Here is a 19,916-nt window from a genome sequence, read left to right on the forward strand (position 1 = left end):
TCCGCCGCATGGCCACCACGTGGGAGGTGATGGTCTTCCCCGATGCGTGAGGCCGGTCCGCGCGGGACTGGCCTCACACCTTGACGCTGAGGGTCAGCTCGTGACGTCGCGGTAGACCTGCACCCCACGGACCATGTCCATGCCAGTCTCAGGGTCATAGATCGCCTGGCTGCCGGCGATGCGGTCGTGCGCGAAGCGGGCGCGTTCGGCACGCGCGAGCGCGGCTCGCAGTGCGTCGGTGTCAAGGTCCGTGCAGTAGGCCGGCGAGCCCGGCTGCATGCGCCACGACTCGGCCAGCTCGCCGGCGTCGACAGGCTCGAAGCCCGTGGCATCGACGAGCTGCATGACCACCTGCTTCGCAGCCGGATCATCGCCGGCGACCGGCAGCGCGATGCGGTCAGGATCCCCGCTCGGGCGTCCCATGAGAGCGAGGCTGCGGGAGAAGATCGAGTTCCAGGCCTTCACGATCGGTCGGCCGACCTGCTCGCTGAGCCAGGTCGTGTCGGACGGTGACGCGTCGACACCCTCGATGACGCCGACCTCGGGGTAGTAGTTGGACATCTCGACGAAGATCGTCTCGTCCGATGCCTTCTGAATCGTCTCGCGCATGCCGGGGATGGCCTTGAACGGGATGGACAGGACCACGACGTCTGCGGCCAAGATCGCCTTCTCGACGGTCATCGCCTGCGCCCCGAGCTCCGCTGCCATCCCGGGCAGCGACCAGGGGCCACGGGAGTTGGCGATGATCAGCTCGACATCACCGTGTGCCAGCCTCCGGGCGAGTTGGCTTCCGATGTCACCGGTACCGACGACTGCAACCTTCATCGAATCTCCTTCATGTGTTCGAGCGTCTGCTCGCGACCACGCCAACCGGGCAGTTCCACTGCCCGCCTCGACACGCAGACACTGTACGTCATATTTGGCAGTGACTGTCAAAGTGGCGGGCTGCTAGCATCGGAGCATGGCCGAGTCCCGAGTTCGTGGCGTCGCACGTCGCGCCGTGCATGCAGAGATCACAGCGGTGGCGGAGTGCTTGTTCCGGGAACAGGGCTTCGACGCCACCACGGTCGACCACATCGCCGAGCGGGCGGGCATCTCCCAGCGGACCTTCTTCCGGTACGCCGGGACGAAGGAGGACCTGGTCCTGGGCGAGTTCGATCGGCAGGGCGAGCGCATGGTGGACGTCCTGCGGTCGCGTCCGGCCGCGGAGAACCCCTGGACCTCCCTGCGCCACGCCTTCGAGGTCGTCGTCGCCGATCGCGGCCGGGCCAAGCTGATGTACTCGATCATCGAGTCCAGCCCTGTTCTGCGTGCCGCATACCTCGACCGCATGGACCTCATCCAGCGCCGGCTCGTCGACGTCCTCCTGGAGCGCGCCGCCGGAACCGGCAGCCGGGTCGTCACCCGCGCCCTCGTCGGGTCCGCCTTCGCCGCCCTCAACGCCGCCACCGAGACCTGCGACCCCGACTGCAACAAACCGGACACCTTCGCCGCCGACCTCGACCACGTCCTGGCCCAACTGGAGCCCGCCAGCACCCGGAACTGACCCGGCGCTCGACCGGCCCAAACGACACCAGTTCGCGCCGCCCCCGAACGCCGACCGGCTGGCGCCCGGAGCCCCTGAGACGGCCTGCTCCTCCCGAACGCCCGGCAACAGGACATGTGACCGGCGAGTAGCTCTTGCCTAGTGGCCGCTCCGGGACACGGCGCGGCCGGGGTCGGCCACACACCGGCCCCTGGCGCCGGGGACGGGGCATGCTCGGGGGGCGGGCGCACCGCGCGCCCCGGAAGGAGCCCCGATGTTCGCCCCCCACGCCGCCTCCGCCGCCAAGGGCGGCGGCTCCGGCATAGGGAGCCGGGGCCGGGTGAGCCGCACGAGACCGGTGAGCCGATACCGGTCCCCGAGCCCGAGCGGACCGCGCCGGCCCCGGACAAGGACTGAGACGCCCGGAGGTCATAGCCCGATCACGACGACCCCCGCGCAACGCGACGTTGCGCGGGGGCTCCTCCGCGTCCGGTTCCGTCAACCCAGGTTAACTAACCGCCGGTAAGGTTCGCTCCTTGGCTGTCAGCGCTTCCAGAACCGCCACCGCCGTCATGGCCGCTGACGCAGCCGAGTCAGGTTGCCTCGGGCAACAGTCAGTCGGTGTTCGTCCCCGGTAGCGCGAAACCCCTGCACAGCCCGCTCGAACGCCTCGCGAGCTTCCTGCTCTCGCTGCACCTGATGAAGGGCGTTACCGAGGTTGTTCCACGCCGTCGCCTCACCGTGGGCGTCACCCAGTTGCGGGAAGATGTCGCGGGCACGGGAGTGAGCCTCGATCGCCTCCACTGACAAGTCGGTGACCGATCCACTGACATCTCCGGGTTCTGGCACTGATCTTGTGGTGCAGTAACAGTCAGTCACTCACGTAGGCCCTGGGGCTACTTCTCCCAGACCGGTTCGGGCGGCAGGCCGCGCTCCCTGCGCGCGCGGCCGGTCACTTCCTGGATGAACGTGGTCTTCGCTTCGGTGTACTCGCCCGGGGCGATGACGGTGGTCACGGGCCTGCGCTTCAGTTCCGCATGGCGTGCCGCCTCCTCCGGGTGGGAGCACAGGTAGTCGCGAAGGATCCTCTGATTGTGGGTGGGTCAACTCGCCCGGGTGACGACGTGCAGGATGTGCGTGCGCACCCCGTCGGGGGCGCGCACATGGAGCAGCCGATCGTTCATTCCGTTCTCACGCAGGATGAGGCCGAGACGGGCCAGAGCGGGCTCGTGGTCGCGAACCTCCCTCGGGGACGCGGTAGCCGCCATCAGGTCGATGATGGGTTTGGCCGCGAGACCCGGGACGGATGTGAACCCGATGTGCCCGATGATCTCTGCCAGTTCGAAGGCCCGGTCACTTCGACCGGGCTCTTCGAAGTCGACGACACGGACCCGAGACCCGTCCCAAAGGTAGTTGGCGAGATTGCCGTCCCCAGGGCCGAACACCGACCAGACATTCGGCCTGGTGGTATCCCGGAGGTCAGAGTCGGTCAACCTGGTCAGCCCTTCGTCCAGAGCTCGGGCTACGTGGCCGCTGAGGCCGGGGCGTATGCGCGGGACCCAGGTGCACACGAACTCGAGGAGGTTCCGCTGGTCTCCGGGCCGTGTGGAAAGGCGGTCGAGCATGCCCGAGGGCACCGCGTTCTGGAGTTCGGCGACGGTCTCGGGCAAAGCCGCTCTCTGTGGCCGTCCACAGCAACAGCGGCTGTCTACGGTGGGGGCCTGCGCTCGTCGGCCCGGAGACGGCGCAGTGCCCACAGCCCGTACAGGGCCAGCAGAGGTTTGACGAGCGCCCACTCACCGGGACGGTAGTCGTCCGCGCGCACCAGCCTCGCGGCCAGATCCGGGCGCCGGTGCCGCAGGTACGCGCGGGCCTTGAGCGCGTGGGCCGGCTGGGAGACGATCGCGATGCGTTCGGCGTCCTCGATCAGCGGGATCACGTTCGTGACGTTCTCCCAGGTTGTCGTACTCCGGTCCTCGAGAAGCACCGTGCCGTCGAACCCGAGCGACTTCGCGTGGTCGGCCATCAGCCGGGCCTCCGCGACACCGCTGCCGACCGCACCGCCGCTGAAGACCAGGCGGGTGGCGCGCGCTTCACCGGCCGGGATGGAGCGGATCGCGGCGCGGACCCGCCACCGGTTGACGGCGTTCGCCCTCGCCTGGGGGTTGCGGTAACCGAGCACGACCACGGCGTCGGCGGTTCCGCCACCGCTCCCCACGAGGGTCCGGGACCAGCGCCAGTTCAGCCACTCGCTCCAGGCCAGGGCCAGGACCCCGACCACCACCAGCCCCGTCCTTCGCCGCATACGGCCGACTCTAGGGCACCCCGGGTATCGGCCGGGGAAAACGGTCGCCGAGCGGGTCGGGACAGCGGGGGACACGGCGGAGCCCCCTCCTGTCCGAAGGACATCCGCACGGCCCCGCCGGAGATGCGGGCTTCCCGCGGCCGAAGCAGCGGGAAGCCCTGGACGGTCGGACGGGCTCAGATACGGACCACGATCTTGCCCCGCGTGTGTCCGCGCTCGGCGTGGGCGTGCGCTTCCGCGAACCGTTCGAGGGGGTAGGTCCGCTCGATGCGCGGTGTGTAGCGGCCCTGTCGGCCGAGTTCGCCCGCTTCGGCGAGGAGCGCGGAGTCGTTCTCCGCGTTGGCCACGTGCGTGCCCAGTCGCTGCGCATTGGCGTGGTCGGCGACCGTCGAAACGCGGGAGGGGTCGCCCACGATCGCGACGAGATCGTCCAGGGAGCCGGAGGCCGCGGTGTCGAGCGCGATGTCGACGCCGCCCGGGGCCAGGGAGGCCAGGCGCTCCGCGAGGCCGGTGCCGTAGGTGGTGGGAACGGCTCCGAGCGAGGCGAGGAACTCGTGGTTGCGCTCACTGGCCGTCCCGATCACGGTGGCGCCCCGGGCCACCGCGATCTCGACCGCGGCACTGCCCACGCCTCCGGCGGCGCCCTCGACGAGCAGGGTGCGCCCCCGCAGGGGGCCGAGCACCTTCAGTCCGCCCATCGCGGTGACGGAGGCCAGACCGGCGCCGGCGGCCTCCTCGTCCGTCCATGTGGTGGGAGCGAGGGCCCAGGCCGAGAGCACGGCCAGCTCCGCCGTCGCGCCGGTGACGCCGCCCAGGCCGAAGACGCGGTCGCCGATGTCCACCCCCTGTACCCCGTCACCGATCCCGTCGACGACGCCGACGGCGTCACGCCCGGGGATCGCGGGCAGGTCCACGGGAAGCACCTCTCGTACCGCACCGGAGCGCACCTTCCAGTCGACGGGGTTGACGCCGGCCGCCGCGACGCGGATGCGGATCTCGCCGGGCCCGGGGTGCGGGTCCGGCGCCTGCTCGACCACGAGGGTCTCCACACCGCCGTACTCGTGATAACGGACTGCGCGCATGACGTTCTGCCTTTCCACGCGGCCGGAACCGGCCGTTCGTGAGATCGGTGAGGCGAATCGGCGAGTGCCGACACCCACTACGCTAGAACCTGACGTTGACGTCAGGTGCAAATCGGGCAGGCCGCCCGGGCGGAGGAGGACCGGTGCGTATCGGTGAGGTCGCCGACAAGGCGGGGGTGAGCGTCCGGGCGCTGCGCTACTACGAGGAACAGGATCTGCTCCCGGCCGACCGCGGCCCCGGAGGCCAGCGGCACTACCCCGACACCGCCGTCGGCCGGGTCCGGCTGATCCAACAGCTGTACGCCGCGGGCCTGCCCAGCAGGGTGGTCCGCGATGTGCTGCCGTGCGTGGACTCGGGCGAGGCGCACCCGGCGCTCCTGGACCAGCTGGAGTCCGAACGCGCCCGCATCGACCAGCGGATCACCGACCTGCTCGCCGTGCGCGAACGGCTCGACGACGTGATCACCATCACGCGGGACCCCGATGCCGACTGCTCCCCCATGCTGTGAGGACCACCGCCGCAACGGCTGCGGACGCCACCGGCGCGCGAGGGCGCGTCACGGCTCGGAGCCGCTGACGGCTGCTTTCAGGAGGGCGACCCGTCCCGCCCGTCGCCCCTGACCGGCTGACCTCGCCCGCCCCCGATCGAGGCCGCCCGCCGGCACCCGCCCGATGGTCCCCGGCGTGGATAGCATCACCTGGCCGGTGCAAGACGTCCGCAACCGCGCCAGGCGTCCCGGCCCGGCAAGGAGGCCACATGAGCAAGGCGTACTCGCCGATCCCGGAGCTGAACCTGCTCAAGGAATTCGAGGACCGGATCGGCCCGGTCTACTACTCGGAGGGTTTCGAGCTGCGCGGGTACGGCGCAGACTCCGGCCTCCACACCTGGTCGGAGCACCCGGAGTTCCTGAGCCGGTTCATCCCCTTCGCACAGGCCAACCACTCCGGCTCCGACTACGCGCTGTGGCGGTGCGACGATCGGACCGACCTCGCCGCTCTGCCCGTCGTCCTGGTCGGCGATGAAGGGCACCTCTATGTGATCGCGCGAAACCTGAGGGAGCTGTTCCAGCTTCTGGCCATCGACAGCGAGCCCGTCGCCGACTTCGGGTTTCTCGCCTCTGGAGACGTCGAGGAACACAGCGACGGCCACCATGAGTTCCTCGCCTGGTTGAACGAGAACTTCGGCCTTGAGCCTCCGGAGGACCCGCACGCGCTCTGGACCGGGCGGAAGGAGTCCGACGATCGGTTCAGGGCATGGGCGAGCCGGTTCGTCGAGTTGGAGGACCGCTGACGGTCCATCGCAGGTCGTGATCTCCATGGCTGCGCGGCTTGTCGCCGGTCGTGGCTCACCAGGGCTCCGAGCGGGTGCCGCATGCCGTCCGGAGCGGCCTCCCCGGCCCATTCGGCGATGCTCCACCAGTTTTTACGCGGCAGGTCCGGCAGCAGTCCCGGAACCAAGTCCCTCAGTACTGCAACGACAGGTTGTCGCAGCACTGAGGACGCCTCACAGAAGTGGTGGGCTTGACCTGGTCGGAGGTCGGTGCCGTGCACGAGGCCGCCGGGTGGCGGGACGTGGCCAGCCGCGTCATCGCAGCCGATAAACCCGACGACGTCGGCGATCATCCCCGGGATACTTCACCCATGGACGAGATCGAAGTCGTCGTCGCCCATTCCGAGCGCGCGACCCTGCGCGCCGGCGACGTGTTCTTGAAGGTGGACGCCGACCAGGCGCGCACCGACGTCGAGGTCGAGGCGATGTCCCTCGCGCCGGTCCCGACTCCGCAGGTCCTGTGGCGCAAGCCGCCCGTGCTCGCGATCGCCGCCGTCCCGGGGACGGTGCTCGGCCGCCTCGGTGGGCCGTCGACCGCGTCGGCGGCGGCGTGGGCCGCGGCGGGTGCCGTCATCCGGCAGTTGCACGAGGCGCCGTTGCCGCCCTGGCCCGGCAGGCGCCGCCGGGGTCCCGACGAGTGGGCGGCGGAACTCGACCGCGAGTGCGAGCTGCTCGTGACGAACGGTGTCCTGCCCGCTGACCTGGTCACCCGCAACCGCCAGGTCGCCGAGGCCGCGTTCCGGCCGTGGACTCCGGTGTTCGCGCACGGCGACCTGCAGGTCGAGCACGTCTTCGTCGACGGCGACGAGGTCACCGGCATCATCGACTGGTCCGAGGCGGGCCGGGGCAATGCCCTGTTCGACCTTGCCACCTTGACGCTCGGACACGAGGAGCGCCTCGACGATGTCATCGCCGGTTATGGCACCGACGTCGACCTCGACGCGATCCGCGCGTGGTGGTCGTTGCGAAGCCTGCTGGGGGTTCGCTGGCTGGTCGAGCACGGCTTCGACCCCTTCGCGCCGGGCTGTGAGGTCGACGTGCTGAGATCCCGGATGTGAGGCTGCGCGGGCCCGACCGCTGTGAGTGCGTTCTGACGCATCGAGCAGGCCGTCCACTGGGGCGCATCGCCTGCCCTTACTCCCGACGAAGTGCGGTGCGCAGTCGTCGCCGACAGATGGCGGCACACCCGGGGGTGGCGAACGCGTGGTGGATGCCGTCGCGTATCTCCCCGTGCTCGAGGATCACCCACACGAACCAGGGCGCACCTCGACTTCCACACCTCTCTCGTGCAGGAGCCGGGACAGAAGATACACCTCCACACGTGTTCCCTCATACCCGGTGCCCGTCGCCTCGCGACCGAATTCTCGGGCCTCGGCAATGGATGCGCCGAAGACCTCCCTGAAGACCTTGAGCAGCACACCCCTTTTCTGCACCTCGCCCACGATTTTCACGTGCTCCACGCCATGCCGGTCGATCAACAGGTCGCGCACATGGGCAGGGGCCGGCCCCCACACCCACTGATGGGAGACCTGGCAGCCGGCGCACTCTCGCTCGACCTCCCAGCGGAGCCTGCCGCTTCTGACCAGTTGAACCACCCAGACTTCACGAGCGCGACCGCACACCTCGCACACATCTGACAAGCGAACAGCCTGCTCGACCATCACCACTCCCATGGACGCGAGGACGATCACTTCTTGCCAGCTCGCCGACCCCGGTCTGAGACGAGATCACTCGTCCAAGAAGGACGACCACGAAGAACCCCTTATTTCCACCAGGAGTCGCCGAGCCCTGTCTCTCACCACGTCCCACTGCCTGGCGGAAACCATGGACTCGGGGCTCCACAGTTCCGGATCGACGTCGATCAGTCTCGTGAAGAGGTCGAGGACCTCCCGGATCCCTTCATCGAGGAAGTCGGGGAACTCTTCCTCCTCGTCATACGTGACGTGACTTTTCACAGCGATGTAGCAGTCTTCCAGCTGCAGGACGATCTCGTCCTCAGCGCACCCCGTTCGCCTGATCCAGTTCAGTTGGCGTTCTCCGCTCCAGGACGCCACCCGGATCGAGAGCATGAGGCTCTTCATGTTCGGTGTCTTCTCGATCACCGAGACCCCAGGAGAAGCTCGATCCGGTCCGGCTCGCTGCCCACGTCGCCCGCCCTCGGTAGGGAACATTTCCATGATGCGCAGTTCCGGGATACCGGAAGATCATCGGCGGCCGTCTGGAAGACGCTCTCCAGTACGATGCACCGTGAAGGGATATGCATGGCCCGGGGCCTATGGTTCCACGGACATACGTCCGTTGGAAACGCGTTTTCCACTGCCCTCCGATCATGGCGGGGGCGATTCCTGCCCGTTCCCCCGTGCAGAAGACGGCAGACCGCTGCGAGGTCGAGGAGAGTGCTCTGATGCACGAGCGTTCATGGTCGGCGGTTCCGGTCGTCGCGGAACCGCCGGCCGATAGCGGAACGGGCGATGGACGAAGGTTCTTCGAGGTCCCCGAGTCCGGTTGGCATACCTTGTTCGCCTGGGCCGTCGGCCCCGAGCACATGGTCCGATGCCTGGACGTGCGTCCCCCCGCACCAGTCCACGTGGTCTATGAGAACAAAGGCGAGCGCACTGTCAGAGTCGAGGAGAGAACACGCGGCGACCGGTCGGCCGTGGACGGTGGCATCCACGACTACCTCACCGACGCGCGGGTGCCCTCCCAGCCCTGCGGCTACCGGTGGTTCATCGAACTGCCGGACGGCATCGACGACGCCGATCAGTTCTTCGCCCTTTTCGGACCCGCTCTGACGGACCTGCCGCCCGGCCCCCGTCCGCGGCGGGAGCGTGAGGCCATGATCGCGGTCGCAAAGACCCTGTACACAGCCGTTCCCCAGGAGATCAGCAGAGAATCTGTGGGAGACGGGTCGGGGTGAACCGATGGCAGTCCCATCGGGCGCGGGCAGTCCGCGGTTGCCGCCAAGCATGTCCAGGAGCAGGAAAGAGGAGCTTCCGCGCACGGCGGCACCCCGCCCGGCCGGCATTCCACAGCCGAGGGGAGCCCTCGGCCACCAGCACTCCTGGGTACTCTCCGTCCCCTGTCACCGCCCCCGGGCATCATGGACGGCGAACCGCTCTGTCCCCTGCCGCAGACGAGGAGCACCCCCACCACATGAGTCGCCCCAGGGAATTCGGACCGGTCCAACTCGCCCGCTGGCTGGGGCTGGACCACGACCAACTCCGCCGCGCCCTGCACCGCGGCCTCGTACCGCCCCCCGACATCGACGACCGCAAGTGGTCCGAAGCCCTCGCCAAGACCCTGCCCGAACGCACCGAGGCCATCCTCGCCGACCTGGCCGCCGGCCCCACGCCCCAGGACTCCCCCGCACCCGATCAGACCCCACCCCCGAAGAAGAAGACACCCGGCCGACGCGGCAGCTACGGGTCCGTCCAACTCGCCCGGCTCATGGGCCTGAAGGAATGGCAGGTCAAGCGGGCCGCGCAGCGCGGCCTCATCCCACCTCCCGACATCGACGGGCGCCGCTGGTCCCAGCACGTCGCCGAGGCCCTGCCCGAGCACGCCGCCGACGTCGCGCGCGAGATCGGCGACCACCCCGGCCTGGGATCGCAGAAGGCCGCCGACCGCGTGGCCGCGCGCACCGGTCTGACCGTCACCAGGGACGACGTCGCCGAACTCGCCGCCCGGGGCACGCTGTCCCCGGTCGGCGACTACATGGGCTCGGCCCTGTACTCCCTGCGGGACCTGGACGCCCTGGCCGAGGAACACCTGGCCCCCGTCATCGAGCAACGCCGGGCCTGGATCGAGGCGAGCCTGACCGGCAAGGAGGCCGCCGACCTGCTGGGCTGGTCCGTCGGCAGGTTCGAGGTCACCGCCGAACGCCACGGCCTGCTCCCCGGCAGACTCGACCGCTACCCCAGAGCCGACGTCGAACGGCTCGACGAAACACGCGCCCCCGGCTGAGTCCTCCCGCCCGACCGGGCGCCCGGCCACCGGAAGCAGCCCCTGCCCACGGGCCACGTCCGCCCCGGGCCGCGCCGCCCGGGGTGCGGAACGCCCGGGGTGCGGTCGTCCCCTGGACCCCGGGCGTACGGCCAAGCGTCCTGCGGTGCGCCCCGGGGCAGCCCGCCTCGAGGCGAACGCGCCTCGGGGCCCGGGGCGGAGGCGGGCGCACACGACCGTCGTCGGTGTCGTGGCCGCAGAATCGGCGCAGGCCTGCGACAGGCCCCGGGCCCGGCAGCAGGCTGAGTTCACAGCGGAGCGTGCGCCACGACTGCGACACCGTACCGGGCCCGGAGCTGCCTCACGGGGCTTTCGGGCTGCACCCTCAGGGGGTCTCCGATTTCGGCGAATTCCCGTTCACGCCGTTGCCGGAGAAGGGACGCTCCGTTTTTCCGGACGGGAAGGAAGCAGTGTTTTCCCGCCCGACTTCGGACAGCTCCGTGAATTTCTCGCCCAGCGGCCGTATCACGTTCTTCTCCACCTGGTAGTAGTCGGTGAGAACCGACAGGGGGACACGGCGCAGGTACCAGGTGCCGGTCAGGTTGCAGTCGATCCTCGGTTCGGGATGGAAACCACCGGTGAGCCAGCCCCCGCGCTCGGCCTCGAACGTGGTTTCCAGGCGAAAGTGGTTGAAGAGGTTCTGAGCGGTGGTGAGAACCGGCTCATCAGGATTCTGCGGACGCGGGTCGGTCACCCCGAACCAGCATTCCGGGTGCGGGGAGTTCTGCACGTAGGCGTCGCCGAAGCCGAGCCAGGGCCAGACGAAGGCGACGAGGCCGGCGTCGGCGATACGGCAGTCGTCGGCGGTCCTGCCCTCGGGGATGCGCTCGGCGTCGATGTAGAAACGACCCAGCCAGCTGGGAAGCCACAGGTAGTAGGGGTAGGCGCTGTCGTCCGACAGGAGGTAGCTGTTGGCGTTGGAGAACAGCGCCTTTCCCGCCACGGGAGTGAGCCGGGTCCCGTATTCGGGGAGGGAGAACCGGACGCTGAGGACCTCGAAGAATGATCTGATGTCGCGGAAGTACTCGGAGAACTGGTCGTAAGCGTTCGAAATCTCCTGAAGTACCTGCGGACGGAAGATCATGCAGCTCCCCGGTCTCAAGAAAATATGAACAGCATATTATGCCCTCAGTATGCGTGCGGTGCCTTCGGCTGGCAAGAGTACTGTGGGGCGGAAGTGCAGGTGTTGGTTCTGTGGTTTCAGGGGAAGAGGATTCCGATGTGGAATATCTGGATGTAGCGGTCGTCGGCGCCGGCCTCGCCGGATGCCACGTCGCGAACAGGTTGGCCGAGGCGAGGAGAGGGAGCAGAATCGGCCTTTTCGAGAACGACCACAGGATCGGCGGAAGAATGCACTCCGTCCGGCTTCCCGGCTCGTCCGGGGCCTGGGCCGACCTGGGCGCCATGCGGCTGCACACGGGCCTGCGCCGGGTCCTGGGGCTCGTCGAGGACCTGGGGTTGGGCGCGGACCTGGTGCCGTTCGAGTTCGGACGGCCGGAGAACCTGTTCCACCTGAGGGGGAGCAGGACGCGGCAGGGGGGCCTGGCCGGTGCCGCCCTCCCCTACCGGCTGCGCCCGGCCGAACGCGGGCTGGCGCCGGGGGCCCTGGCCGACAGGGTGGCGCAGACCCTGGTGCCGGGGTTCGCGGAGAGCCGTCGCACCCACCACGAGGCCCGCGCCCGAGGGGACCGGTCGGTCGCCGACCGCGCGCTGGCGGACTTCAGGTCGCGGTGCCGTACGGGGCGGCTGCACGGCCGGCCCCTGGAGGAGGCGACCTGGTCCGACGCCCTGCGGGCCGTCCTGAGCGGCGACGCCGTGGCCTTCGTGCACGACGCGGGCGGCTACGACGTGTCCGCAGGGGGCGAGGGCGCGACCGCTCAGCTCGACCTGCTCTACCGGACCCCGCCCGACGCCGAGTACGTCTGTCTGCGGCGGGGCATGGAGAGCCTGCCACGGGCCCTGCACGAACGTTTCACGCAGGCCGGCGGCGCCACCCGCCTCGGCCACCGGCTGGTGCGGGTCGAGCGCGGGGACGCTCCCGGCGAGGGCTCCGGGCGGCGACGCCACCGGCTCCTCTTCCGGCGGTCGGACACGCGGGGGCGCCTCCTGCCCGGCCACGTCCGCGTGTGCGCCGACGCCGTCGTGCTGGCCCTCCCTCCCGGGCCGCTGGGCGCTCTCGACCTCACCGGCCTGCCCGTGGGCACGCACCTGTCCGCCGACCTGGCAGCGGTCGAGGCCGTCCCCGCCCTCAAGCTCTTCCACCTCTACCGGCGCCCGTGGTGGCGGGATCTGGGCCTGAGCCGGGGAAGGAGCACCACCGACGCCCCCCTGCGCCAGCTCTGGTACGGAAGCACCTGCCAACCCCCCGGCGGCGATCCGCACCCGTCGCCCGCTCCGATGCTCGCCGCCTATCCCAGCGGCCCCTCGGTGGGACAGTGGCTCAGCGGCGGGATCGGCGAGGGCACGGCGGGGGACCACGCCTTCCCCTCCGCGGGCGACGCTCCGGCGCCGGGCGCCGCCGTGGTCGCCCGCGCCCACGCCCTGCTCCGACACGTCCACGGCCTGCCCTCCCTCGAACCGCCCCTCGCAGCCTGCTGGCGGGACTGGAGCAGCGGCGCGTGGCACACGAGGCGCCCCGGCCACGACCCGCGCGCCCTGGCACGGCGCATGGGTCAGCCGGCCGCACGCGAGCGCGTGCACGTGGTCGGCGACTGCTGGACCCACGATCCGGGGTCCGTCGAGGGAACCCTCGACAGCGCGGAGGCCGTTCTTCGCGAACACTTCGCCCTGCCCGTCCCGGAGTGGTACCGCGACGCGGGCGCCCGCTGAACGCACCCTGACAGGAAGCACACGACCGGAGGAGCCGCCGTGGAGAACACCGATCCAGCCCCGCCCGGACGCACCGCGTTCGCCGACCGTGCCCTGACCGCGTACCTGGAGACGCTCCCCCGGCCGCGGGCGAGGCTCGGCGGAGGGGCCGGCGACTGGCGGGTCGAGGAGGTCGGCGACGGCAACGTCAACTTCGTGTACCGGGTCCTGGGCCCCTCCGGCTCGGTGTGCGTCAAACAGGCCCCGCCCTACGTGCGCGTGGCGGGCGAGTCCTGGCCGCTGACCCCCGAACGCGTCGTCCACGAGTACCGCGCCCTGGAGGAGCACGGGCGGGCGGCCCCCGGGGCGCTGCCCGCCCCCCTGCACCTGGACCGCGACCGCCACCTGCTCGTCATGGAGTACGTGGAGAACCACACCGTCCTGCGCCACAGCCTGGGCCGAGGGGCCCTCCACCCGGGGTTGGGCGAGCAGGTCGGCGACTACCTGGCCCGCACGCTCTTCGCCACCTCGGACCTGGCCCTGCCCGCCGCGGACAAACGCGCCCTGGTCGCGGAGTTCGAGCTCAACACCGAGATGTGCCGGATCATGGAGGACATGGTCTTCACGGAGATCTACCGCGACTTCCACCGCAACAGCTGGACCTCTCCCGAACTGGACGCGGAGGTGGCCGCCGTCCGGGCCGACGCCTGCGTCCTGATCGCCGCCGCCCGCCTCAAGGACCGCTACCTCACCAGCAGACAGGCGCTGCTGCACGGTGACCTGCACACCGGCTCGGTCATGGTGGGCGCGACCGGGAGCCGGGTCTTCGACCACGAGTTCGCGTGCTTCGGCCCCATGGGCTTCGACGTGGGCGGGTTCCTGGCGCACCTGCTCATCGCCTACTTCGCCGCGGACGGCCGCCGCGGAACGCCCTCTCCCCCCGAGGACGAACAGCAGGCCTGGCTGTTGGACCAGGTGGAGCAGACCTGGGACGTCTTCCGGGAGCGCTTCCTCGCCCTGTGGCGCTCGTCGGGCCGCGGCGACTCCTACCCCGCCGCCCTCTTCGCCGACGCCCGCGGGGCCGCCGCCCTGGAGGCCGAACGCGGCGCCTATCTGGACCGGGTCCTCTGCGACTCCGTCGGTTTCTGCGGAGCCGAGCTCATGAGGCGCCTGATCGGCTTCGCCCGTCCCGCCGACCTGACCGGGATCACCGACCCCGGGGCGAGGGCGGCCTGTGAACGCGCGGCCCTGCGGCTGGCGCGGAGCCTGCTCGTGGACGCCTCCGGCCACAGGAGCGTGCGCGACGTCACGGACGCGGCCCGGCACGCCCGCACGGGGTGAGGAAGGCACGGCACGACGCCGTGGCCGGGCGGGTCCGGGGCCGCACACCGCCCCCCGGCCGGGCTCCCACGGCGTGCCCTCGGGCGCCGTGCCTCCCGGGGAAGCGGTGTCGGACCGACGGCTCCGGGCGCCGTGCCGCGGCGGACGGGGGCGGTGTGCGCAGGGCCCTCCCTCCCGAGACAACCCGGTGCGCGGATACACGGGTCCTCGCACGGAGAAAAATTCGCCGACAAGGCGGGAGAGCGGTTCGGCGCACCGAACCGCCGTTCCGCCACCCGCCGGCCGACGGAAACCACCGCGGGCAGAACCGGCGCGAAAGGGGTTGCGTGAAAAATGACGAATCCCGCTGCCGCCACTCCCACCGAAGGAGCACACCGGCCTTCGGTGCGAGTGGAAACAGAAAGGAAACACCGCCCCTTTCCCGCAGGCGGATATGTTCCCGCGGCCGCACAGGGAATCCCACGGACCACAGCACACTCCCACGAGTGTGCACGACCGCGTCGAGGACCGCTATCACCCGCAGGACAGAAGTATCTGTCCACCTCCTTGCCCGGGGCACCCCCACAAAGGAACGATAAAGACCCACACCAACACCAATTCGGGTAAATCAACGAATAAGGGACTGCTATTGACTGGGGCGATTGAGGGAACTAATGTTCCGCGGGGGGCTTCTCGCCGACGACCGAGAACGAGCAGTGAACAGACCGAACGTCCCTGGAGTGCCGGCAGACCCCATTCCCTCCAACGTACCGAGCGCCCCGGAACCCGGTTCCCCAGCCGGAAGAATTCGCTCCAGATTCACTACTCCCTTTCACGTCGAACGAGAACCAGTCGGAATCACGCGGTAATCCGAGGCCCCTCACCCGACCATGGCCTCCGGCCAGCCACGCCCCAGCACGGGACACCGAGCCAGTGAAGCATTTCGTCCAGCTCAGTCAGATCCCACGAAGCCCCGACTACGACTACTGCGTCATCGGCGGAGGGCCCGCAGGCCTCATCGCCGCTCACGAGCTCTCCAGGCGCGGCGAGACGCTGCTCCTGGAAGCCGGAGCGGCCTCGCCCGAGAGCTCCTACAGCGAACTGCGCGCCGCGACGACCGACAGCGTGCTCGTCAGCGACCACGGCGTCCATCCGGCCAACCCGTGGACCCTGCGCGGTCCCGGCGGCGGCATGGAGCGGTACGCGGGGATCCTGGTCCGCTACCGCGCACAGGACTTCGACAGGTCCGCGGCGTTCGCACACGCCTCGGCCGACCCGCGCTGGCCCATCGGATACGAGGACCTGCGCCCGTACTACGACGAGGTCGAGCGGCGCTTCGGGATCGCGCGCACCACCGGCCTCGACCCCACCGAGCCGCCCTCGTGCGCGCCCCTCCTGCCACCGCATCCGCCCAGCGCACGGGCCGAGCTCATCAACGAGGCGTTCGACGAACTCGGGATCGGACACTTCCCCACACCGCTCGGGGTCAACTCCCGTCCTTTCGCCCGACGCCCCGCCTGCACCCGGTGCGGTCCCTGCAACGAGACGCTCTGCCGGACGGGCGCGAAGGCCTCGGTGCTCCCGCTCGTGCTGGGATCCGGCTCCGAGCACCGGCTGCGCCTCGCCCACGCGGTCACCGCCGAGGCCCTCCGGGTCGACCCGAGCGGCCGGGTCAGCGCGGTCGAGTGCCTGGACACGGTCAGGGGCCGGCACGCGACCATCAGGGCCCGGCACTTCGTCATCGCGGCCGGCGCGCTCAACAGCTGCGCCCTGCTCCTGCGCTCCACCAGCCGCCTCCACCCGCACGGACTGGCCAACGGGAACGACCAGGTGGGACGGGGCATCCAGTTCAAGCTCACCGGGTACGCCGACGTGCGGGCCCCTGCCTCGGCACAGCTGCGGGAGAGCCCCACCCTGTTCAGCACCACCGCGACCACGGACTTCTACCACCGGCTGCCCGGGGGCGGATGCGGCGGCTTCCTCTACGAGGCGTCGGCCTCCGACCGGCCCGACACGATACGTCTGCACTTCGTCGTGTCGGAGACGCCGATGGCCGAGAACTCCGTGGCGCCGGCCCCCTCCTCCGCCGACGGGCCCAACGTCGTGATCCGGCACAGGACCCACCGGTCCGACCTGCGACGGCTGCGCTCCCTCCGCTCGATCGCGGTCGACACCCTCGCACGCATCGGACGCGGCGTCCGTGCCCAGGAGGAGTTCAACGCCACGGGCATGGCGCACCTGGCGGGCGGCTGCCGCGCGGGCACGGACCCCAGGACCTCGGTGGTCGGCCCCGAGGGACGGCTGCACCAGTGCGACAACGTCTATGTCGCCGACTCCGCCTACTTCCCGTACGCGGCCGCCGCCAACCCGACGATGACAGTGATCGCCAACGCGCTGCGCATCAGCAGGCAGCTCGCACAGCACTCCTAGGAGGACCCCTTGGACGGAATACAGCAAGCACTCGACACCACCTGCACCCGGACGCGGGACATGGACCGCAAGAACCCGCTGCTGCTGGAACGGGGCCGGGGCGCGACGTTCACCGACGCCGAGGGCAGGTCCTACGTCGACTTCACCTCGTGCACCGGCGCCGCCCCCCTCGGCATGGGGCACCCCCGGATCGTGGAAGCCGTCACCCGGCACCTCGCCGACGGCGGCGGCATCCTCCCCGGGACCATGAGCAGGATCCGCGTCGACCTCGCGCTGCGGCTGCTGGACCTGTTCCCGCACAGCGAGAGGGTCGCCTTCATGCGGACCGGCTCCTGCGCGACCTCGGCAGCGGTGCGCCTGGCACGGGCGGCGACCGGCAAGAACACCGTCCTCACCAGCGGGTACCACGGATGGCACGACTGGCAGCTGCAGTACCAGGGCGACGCCCGGCAGCACGCGTACGACCCCCGGGTGCACCACTTCGGCTACGACGCCGACCAGCTGCTCGCGCTCTGCCGCGAGTACGCCGACGACCTCGCGGCCGTCGTCGTCTCCCCCGAGCACGACGTCATGCCGACGGGGCACCTGGAGGAGCTCATCTCGATCACGCACGGGTTCGGCGGCGTCGCCGTCCTGGACGAGGTGATGACGGGGTTCCGCGTCGGCCCGGGCGGGCTGACGGCGCGTCTGGACCCCAGGCCCGACATCACCGTGCTCAGCAAGGGGCTCGCGAACGGCACCGCCCTCTCGGCCGTGCTGCTCGGCCCCCGGGTCGCCGGCGCCCACGAGGCCACCGACCTGGGGAACACCTACCTGCGCGAGACGACGCCGTTCGTCGTGGCGCTGGAGAGCATCGACCTCCTGGCCGAGGAGACGGCACGGGTGCACCGGACCACCGCGTCCCTGGGCGCCGGGCTCAACGAGGTGTTCTCCGCCACGGGCTACCCGGCGTGCGCGGCGTGGGACGACGGGATCCTCCACCTGGTCTTCGCCACCGGCGACCTCGCCGGCGGCTTCTACCGGACGATGCTCGACGCCGGACTCTTCCTGGGGAGCGGAGGGACGATCCTGCCCGGGGCCGGGGTGACCGACGACCATGTGGCCCTCGCCGTCCGCACGGCCCGCACGCTCGCGGAGGGGACGGCCGCGACCGGCCACGCGAGCCCCTTCGAGACCCCCGACGACGCACTCTGGCAGCCGTTCGCCGACTTCTGCGCCGACGCCTTCCGCGCCACCCCCTCGGTGGCGGACCTGTGGTGGACGGCCAAGGTCGCCGCGCAGGTGAAACCCGCCCGTGAGAAGGGAGCGCTCCGATGAACCCCGTCCTGCTCGGTGGTGAGAACCGCTCCGGCACCACGCTGCTCAGCATCGTCCTCAACTCCCACCCCGACCTGTGCGTGGGTCCCGAACTCGACTTCGTCGAGCCCCCCAACCTCGGCACGCACGTCCTGGAGGCGATCGAGCTGGTCCGGTCGCGCGACCCGCGCGCGGTCGGCCCCGGCACCTCCAGCGGGGATCCGTACTGGTACGACGCGGCCCATTTCGTCAAGCAGTGCGAACGGTTCGGCATCGGCTACGCCGAGCTGGCCGGGGCGATCCGCGCCCGGCTCGACAGGGACGGGGGCAACCTCGTCACGCTCCCGCAGCGGTGCGAGCTGATCAGGGTCCTCAGCGAGGCCCGCGCACGCGCGCAGGGCGCGCGGACGTGGGGCATCAAGCTGCAGCGCAAGATCAGGGACGTGGACGAGTTCGCCAGGATCTGGCCGCGGGCGCGGTTCATCCACATCGTCCGCGACGGCAGGGACGTCATCACCTCCCACCTCCACACGGTGCCCGACTGGGGCCACAAGGACGTCGAGACCGCGGCCCGGGACTGGGTGGAGATCATCTCCTTCGCGCGCCACCGGGCCCCGTCCGGCCGCTACCTCGAGGTGCGCTACGAGGACCTCGTCGCCTCCCCCGAGGCGGTCACCCGCCGGATGTGCGACTTCCTGGGCATCGCGTGGTCGGCGCGCATGGTCCGCCACCACGAGCTGGAGCACCCCCTCCACCGGAACCCGTGGTCCCACCCCGCCGCCGAGAAGACCAAGGCGCGACTCACACAGAACTCCGTGGGCCGCTTCCGCCGCGAACTCGGCCACACGAGGACGGCACAGTACGAGAGCGTCGCGGGGGACCTGCTGGCCGACTGCGGATACGAGCGGAGCACAGGTGCCCCCTCCCGATGACGCCGCCCTGTTCGCGGGGCTGTTCGCGCTGATCCTGTTCAGCGCCGCCGTCCAGTCCCTGTCCGGGTTCGGCTTCGCGCTGCTCAGCGCCCCGCTGCTCACGGCGGCGCTGGGCGGCCCCCAGGCCGTCTCGACCATCATGATCACCGGTACCGCCTGCGACATCGCCATCCTGGCGATGCGACGGGACGTGCCGCGGCCGGCGGTGCGCGAGACGTGCGCCCTCGCGATGTGGTCGGCCCCGGGGATGCTCCTCGGGGCCTGGCTGCTCACGGCGCTGCCCGCGCTCGGGCTCCAGGTGTTCGTCGCGTGCGTGGTCATCGCGGCGGTGGTCATGAGGGTCCTCTCGCGCGAGGACGGCGCCGTCCTGAACCCGGTCTGGGCGGCCCCGGCGGGCCTCCTGTCCGGGGCGTTGAGCACCTCGACGTCCCTCGGGGGACCGCCCAGCGTCTACTACCTCGTCCACCGGGGCCTGACCCCGCACACCATGCGCGACACCCTCGTCACCCTCTCCCTGGTGCGCCTGCCCCTCAGCGTCGCGGCGCTCCTGTTCACGGGCGCCTGGGAGGTCCACCCCCTGTGGCTGCCGCTCGTCGGCGCCGCGCTCCTGGGTCAGGCGGCGGGCACCCGGGCCTTCCACCGCTTCGGCCACACCCGCTACGAACACATCGTCCTCGGCCTGCTCACCACGTCGGCCGTCGTGTCCCTGGGCGCCCTCGGCCTCACGTGAAGCCGAGGACCGCTGTCGGCGGGCGCCGGTACGCTCCCCGCCCGCTCGTCGGCGTCACCGGACGGCCCGCCCGTAAAACTTACGGCTCACTTCGCCCTGCTCCAGGATGGTCCGGAGGGAGGGAACCGGGGAGCCGATACCTTGTGGCACCAGGAG

The 19,916-nt window shown here is 70.6% G+C and carries 19 protein-coding genes and 1 pseudogene; 12 read left to right on the forward strand and 8 right to left on the reverse strand.

Annotation, left to right across the window (positions count from 1 at the left end):
* Positions 1–93 precede the first annotated feature (93 nt).
* Positions 94–936, reverse strand: a complete 843-nt coding sequence (locus ABZ234_RS13030; protein ID WP_355012128.1) for an NAD(P)-binding domain-containing protein — start codon at positions 934–936, stop codon at positions 94–96.
* A gap of 25 nt (positions 937–961) precedes the next feature.
* On the opposite strand from ABZ234_RS13030, the gene ABZ234_RS13035 reads away from it, so the two are divergent.
* Complete coding sequence (locus ABZ234_RS13035; protein ID WP_355012129.1) at positions 962–1,546, forward strand: TetR family transcriptional regulator; 585 nt, start codon at positions 962–964, stop codon at positions 1,544–1,546.
* Positions 1,547–2,095: 549 nt separating this feature from the next.
* On the opposite strand, the gene ABZ234_RS13040 is transcribed toward ABZ234_RS13035, so the two are convergent.
* From ABZ234_RS13040 to ABZ234_RS13055, 4 genes and pseudogenes are all read right to left on the reverse strand, one after another.
* The gene (locus ABZ234_RS13040) at positions 2,096–2,404 is read right to left on the reverse strand and encodes a tetratricopeptide repeat protein (RefSeq protein ID WP_355012130.1); all 309 of its coding nucleotides are present in this window, start codon (positions 2,402–2,404) and stop codon (positions 2,096–2,098) included.
* Positions 2,405–2,421: 17 nt separating this feature from the next.
* Positions 2,422–3,150: pseudogene (locus ABZ234_RS13045) on the reverse strand (GrpB family protein).
* Positions 3,151–3,233: 83 nt separating this feature from the next.
* Positions 3,234–3,830 carry a YdcF family protein gene (locus ABZ234_RS13050; protein ID WP_355012131.1) on the reverse strand — a complete coding sequence of 199 codons (597 nt, stop codon included), beginning with the start codon at positions 3,828–3,830 and terminating at the stop codon, positions 3,234–3,236.
* Positions 3,831–4,006: 176 nt separating this feature from the next.
* Positions 4,007–4,912, reverse strand: a complete 906-nt coding sequence (locus ABZ234_RS13055; RefSeq protein WP_355012132.1) for an NADP-dependent oxidoreductase — start codon at positions 4,910–4,912, stop codon at positions 4,007–4,009.
* Positions 4,913–5,055: 143 nt separating this feature from the next.
* Here ABZ234_RS13055 and ABZ234_RS13060 point away from each other — a divergent pair, with 143 nt between their 5' ends.
* From ABZ234_RS13060 to ABZ234_RS13070, 3 genes are all read left to right on the forward strand, one after another.
* Entirely contained in the window at positions 5,056–5,421 is a 366-nt protein-coding gene (locus ABZ234_RS13060; RefSeq protein WP_355012133.1) for a MerR family transcriptional regulator, read from the forward strand.
* A gap of 248 nt (positions 5,422–5,669) precedes the next feature.
* Positions 5,670–6,203 carry a hypothetical protein gene (locus tag ABZ234_RS13065; RefSeq protein WP_355012201.1) on the forward strand — a complete coding sequence of 178 codons (534 nt, stop codon included), beginning with the start codon at positions 5,670–5,672 and terminating at the stop codon, positions 6,201–6,203.
* Between the two features lie 350 nt (positions 6,204–6,553).
* Positions 6,554–7,300: a phosphotransferase gene (locus ABZ234_RS13070; RefSeq protein ID WP_355012134.1), complete on the forward strand. Its 747-nt coding sequence runs from the start codon at positions 6,554–6,556 to the stop codon at positions 7,298–7,300.
* Between the two features lie 183 nt (positions 7,301–7,483).
* On the opposite strand, the gene ABZ234_RS13075 is transcribed toward ABZ234_RS13070, so the two are convergent.
* The gene (locus ABZ234_RS13075) at positions 7,484–7,903 is read right to left on the reverse strand and encodes a hypothetical protein (protein ID WP_355012135.1); all 420 of its coding nucleotides are present in this window, start codon (positions 7,901–7,903) and stop codon (positions 7,484–7,486) included.
* 66 nt (positions 7,904–7,969) lie between these two features.
* Positions 7,970–8,344 carry a hypothetical protein gene (locus ABZ234_RS13080; protein WP_355012136.1) on the reverse strand — a complete coding sequence of 125 codons (375 nt, stop codon included), beginning with the start codon at positions 8,342–8,344 and terminating at the stop codon, positions 7,970–7,972.
* 302 nt (positions 8,345–8,646) lie between these two features.
* On the opposite strand from ABZ234_RS13080, the gene ABZ234_RS13085 reads away from it, so the two are divergent.
* On the forward strand, positions 8,647–9,159 hold the full coding sequence (locus tag ABZ234_RS13085) for a DUF5956 family protein (RefSeq protein ID WP_355012137.1): 513 nt from the start codon (positions 8,647–8,649) through the stop codon (positions 9,157–9,159).
* A gap of 236 nt (positions 9,160–9,395) precedes the next feature.
* Positions 9,396–10,205, forward strand: a complete 810-nt coding sequence (locus ABZ234_RS13090; protein WP_355012138.1) for a hypothetical protein — start codon at positions 9,396–9,398, stop codon at positions 10,203–10,205.
* Between the two features lie 364 nt (positions 10,206–10,569).
* Here the strand turns inward: ABZ234_RS13090 and ABZ234_RS13095 are convergent, their stop codons facing one another.
* Positions 10,570–11,328, reverse strand: a complete 759-nt coding sequence (locus ABZ234_RS13095; protein WP_355012139.1) for a hypothetical protein — start codon at positions 11,326–11,328, stop codon at positions 10,570–10,572.
* A 137-nt stretch (positions 11,329–11,465) separates the two neighbouring features.
* Here ABZ234_RS13095 and ABZ234_RS13100 point away from each other — a divergent pair, with 137 nt between their 5' ends.
* The 6 genes from ABZ234_RS13100 to ABZ234_RS13125 all read left to right on the forward strand — a co-directional run bounded on the left by ABZ234_RS13100 (position 11,466) and on the right by ABZ234_RS13125 (position 19,760).
* The gene (locus ABZ234_RS13100; RefSeq protein ID WP_355012140.1) at positions 11,466–13,073 is read left to right on the forward strand and encodes an FAD-dependent oxidoreductase; all 1,608 of its coding nucleotides are present in this window, start codon (positions 11,466–11,468) and stop codon (positions 13,071–13,073) included.
* Positions 13,074–13,112: 39 nt separating this feature from the next.
* Positions 13,113–14,393, forward strand: coding sequence for an S-methyl-5-thioribose kinase (gene mtnK / locus ABZ234_RS13105; protein ID WP_355012141.1), 1,281 nt, complete (start codon positions 13,113–13,115; stop codon positions 14,391–14,393).
* 912 nt (positions 14,394–15,305) lie between these two features.
* Complete coding sequence (locus ABZ234_RS13110) at positions 15,306–16,802, forward strand: GMC family oxidoreductase (protein WP_267944870.1); 1,497 nt, start codon at positions 15,306–15,308, stop codon at positions 16,800–16,802.
* A gap of 9 nt (positions 16,803–16,811) precedes the next feature.
* Positions 16,812–18,119, forward strand: a complete 1,308-nt coding sequence (locus ABZ234_RS13115) for an aminotransferase class III-fold pyridoxal phosphate-dependent enzyme (RefSeq protein ID WP_355012142.1) — start codon at positions 16,812–16,814, stop codon at positions 18,117–18,119.
* A complete protein-coding gene (locus tag ABZ234_RS13120) occupies positions 18,116–19,030 on the forward strand; it encodes a sulfotransferase (protein WP_267944872.1) in 915 nt (304 codons plus the stop codon). Before ABZ234_RS13115 ends, ABZ234_RS13120 begins: the two co-directional genes overlap by 4 nt.
* On the forward strand, positions 19,014–19,760 hold the full coding sequence (locus ABZ234_RS13125) for a sulfite exporter TauE/SafE family protein (protein ID WP_355012143.1): 747 nt from the start codon (positions 19,014–19,016) through the stop codon (positions 19,758–19,760). Before ABZ234_RS13120 ends, ABZ234_RS13125 begins: the two co-directional genes overlap by 17 nt.
* Positions 19,761–19,916: the final 156 nt, after the last annotated feature.

Origin of the sequence: Nocardiopsis sp. NPDC006198, assembly GCF_040613895.1 — a bacterium.
Taxonomy (GTDB): Bacteria; Actinomycetota; Actinomycetes; order Streptosporangiales; family Streptosporangiaceae; genus Nocardiopsis; species Nocardiopsis tropica.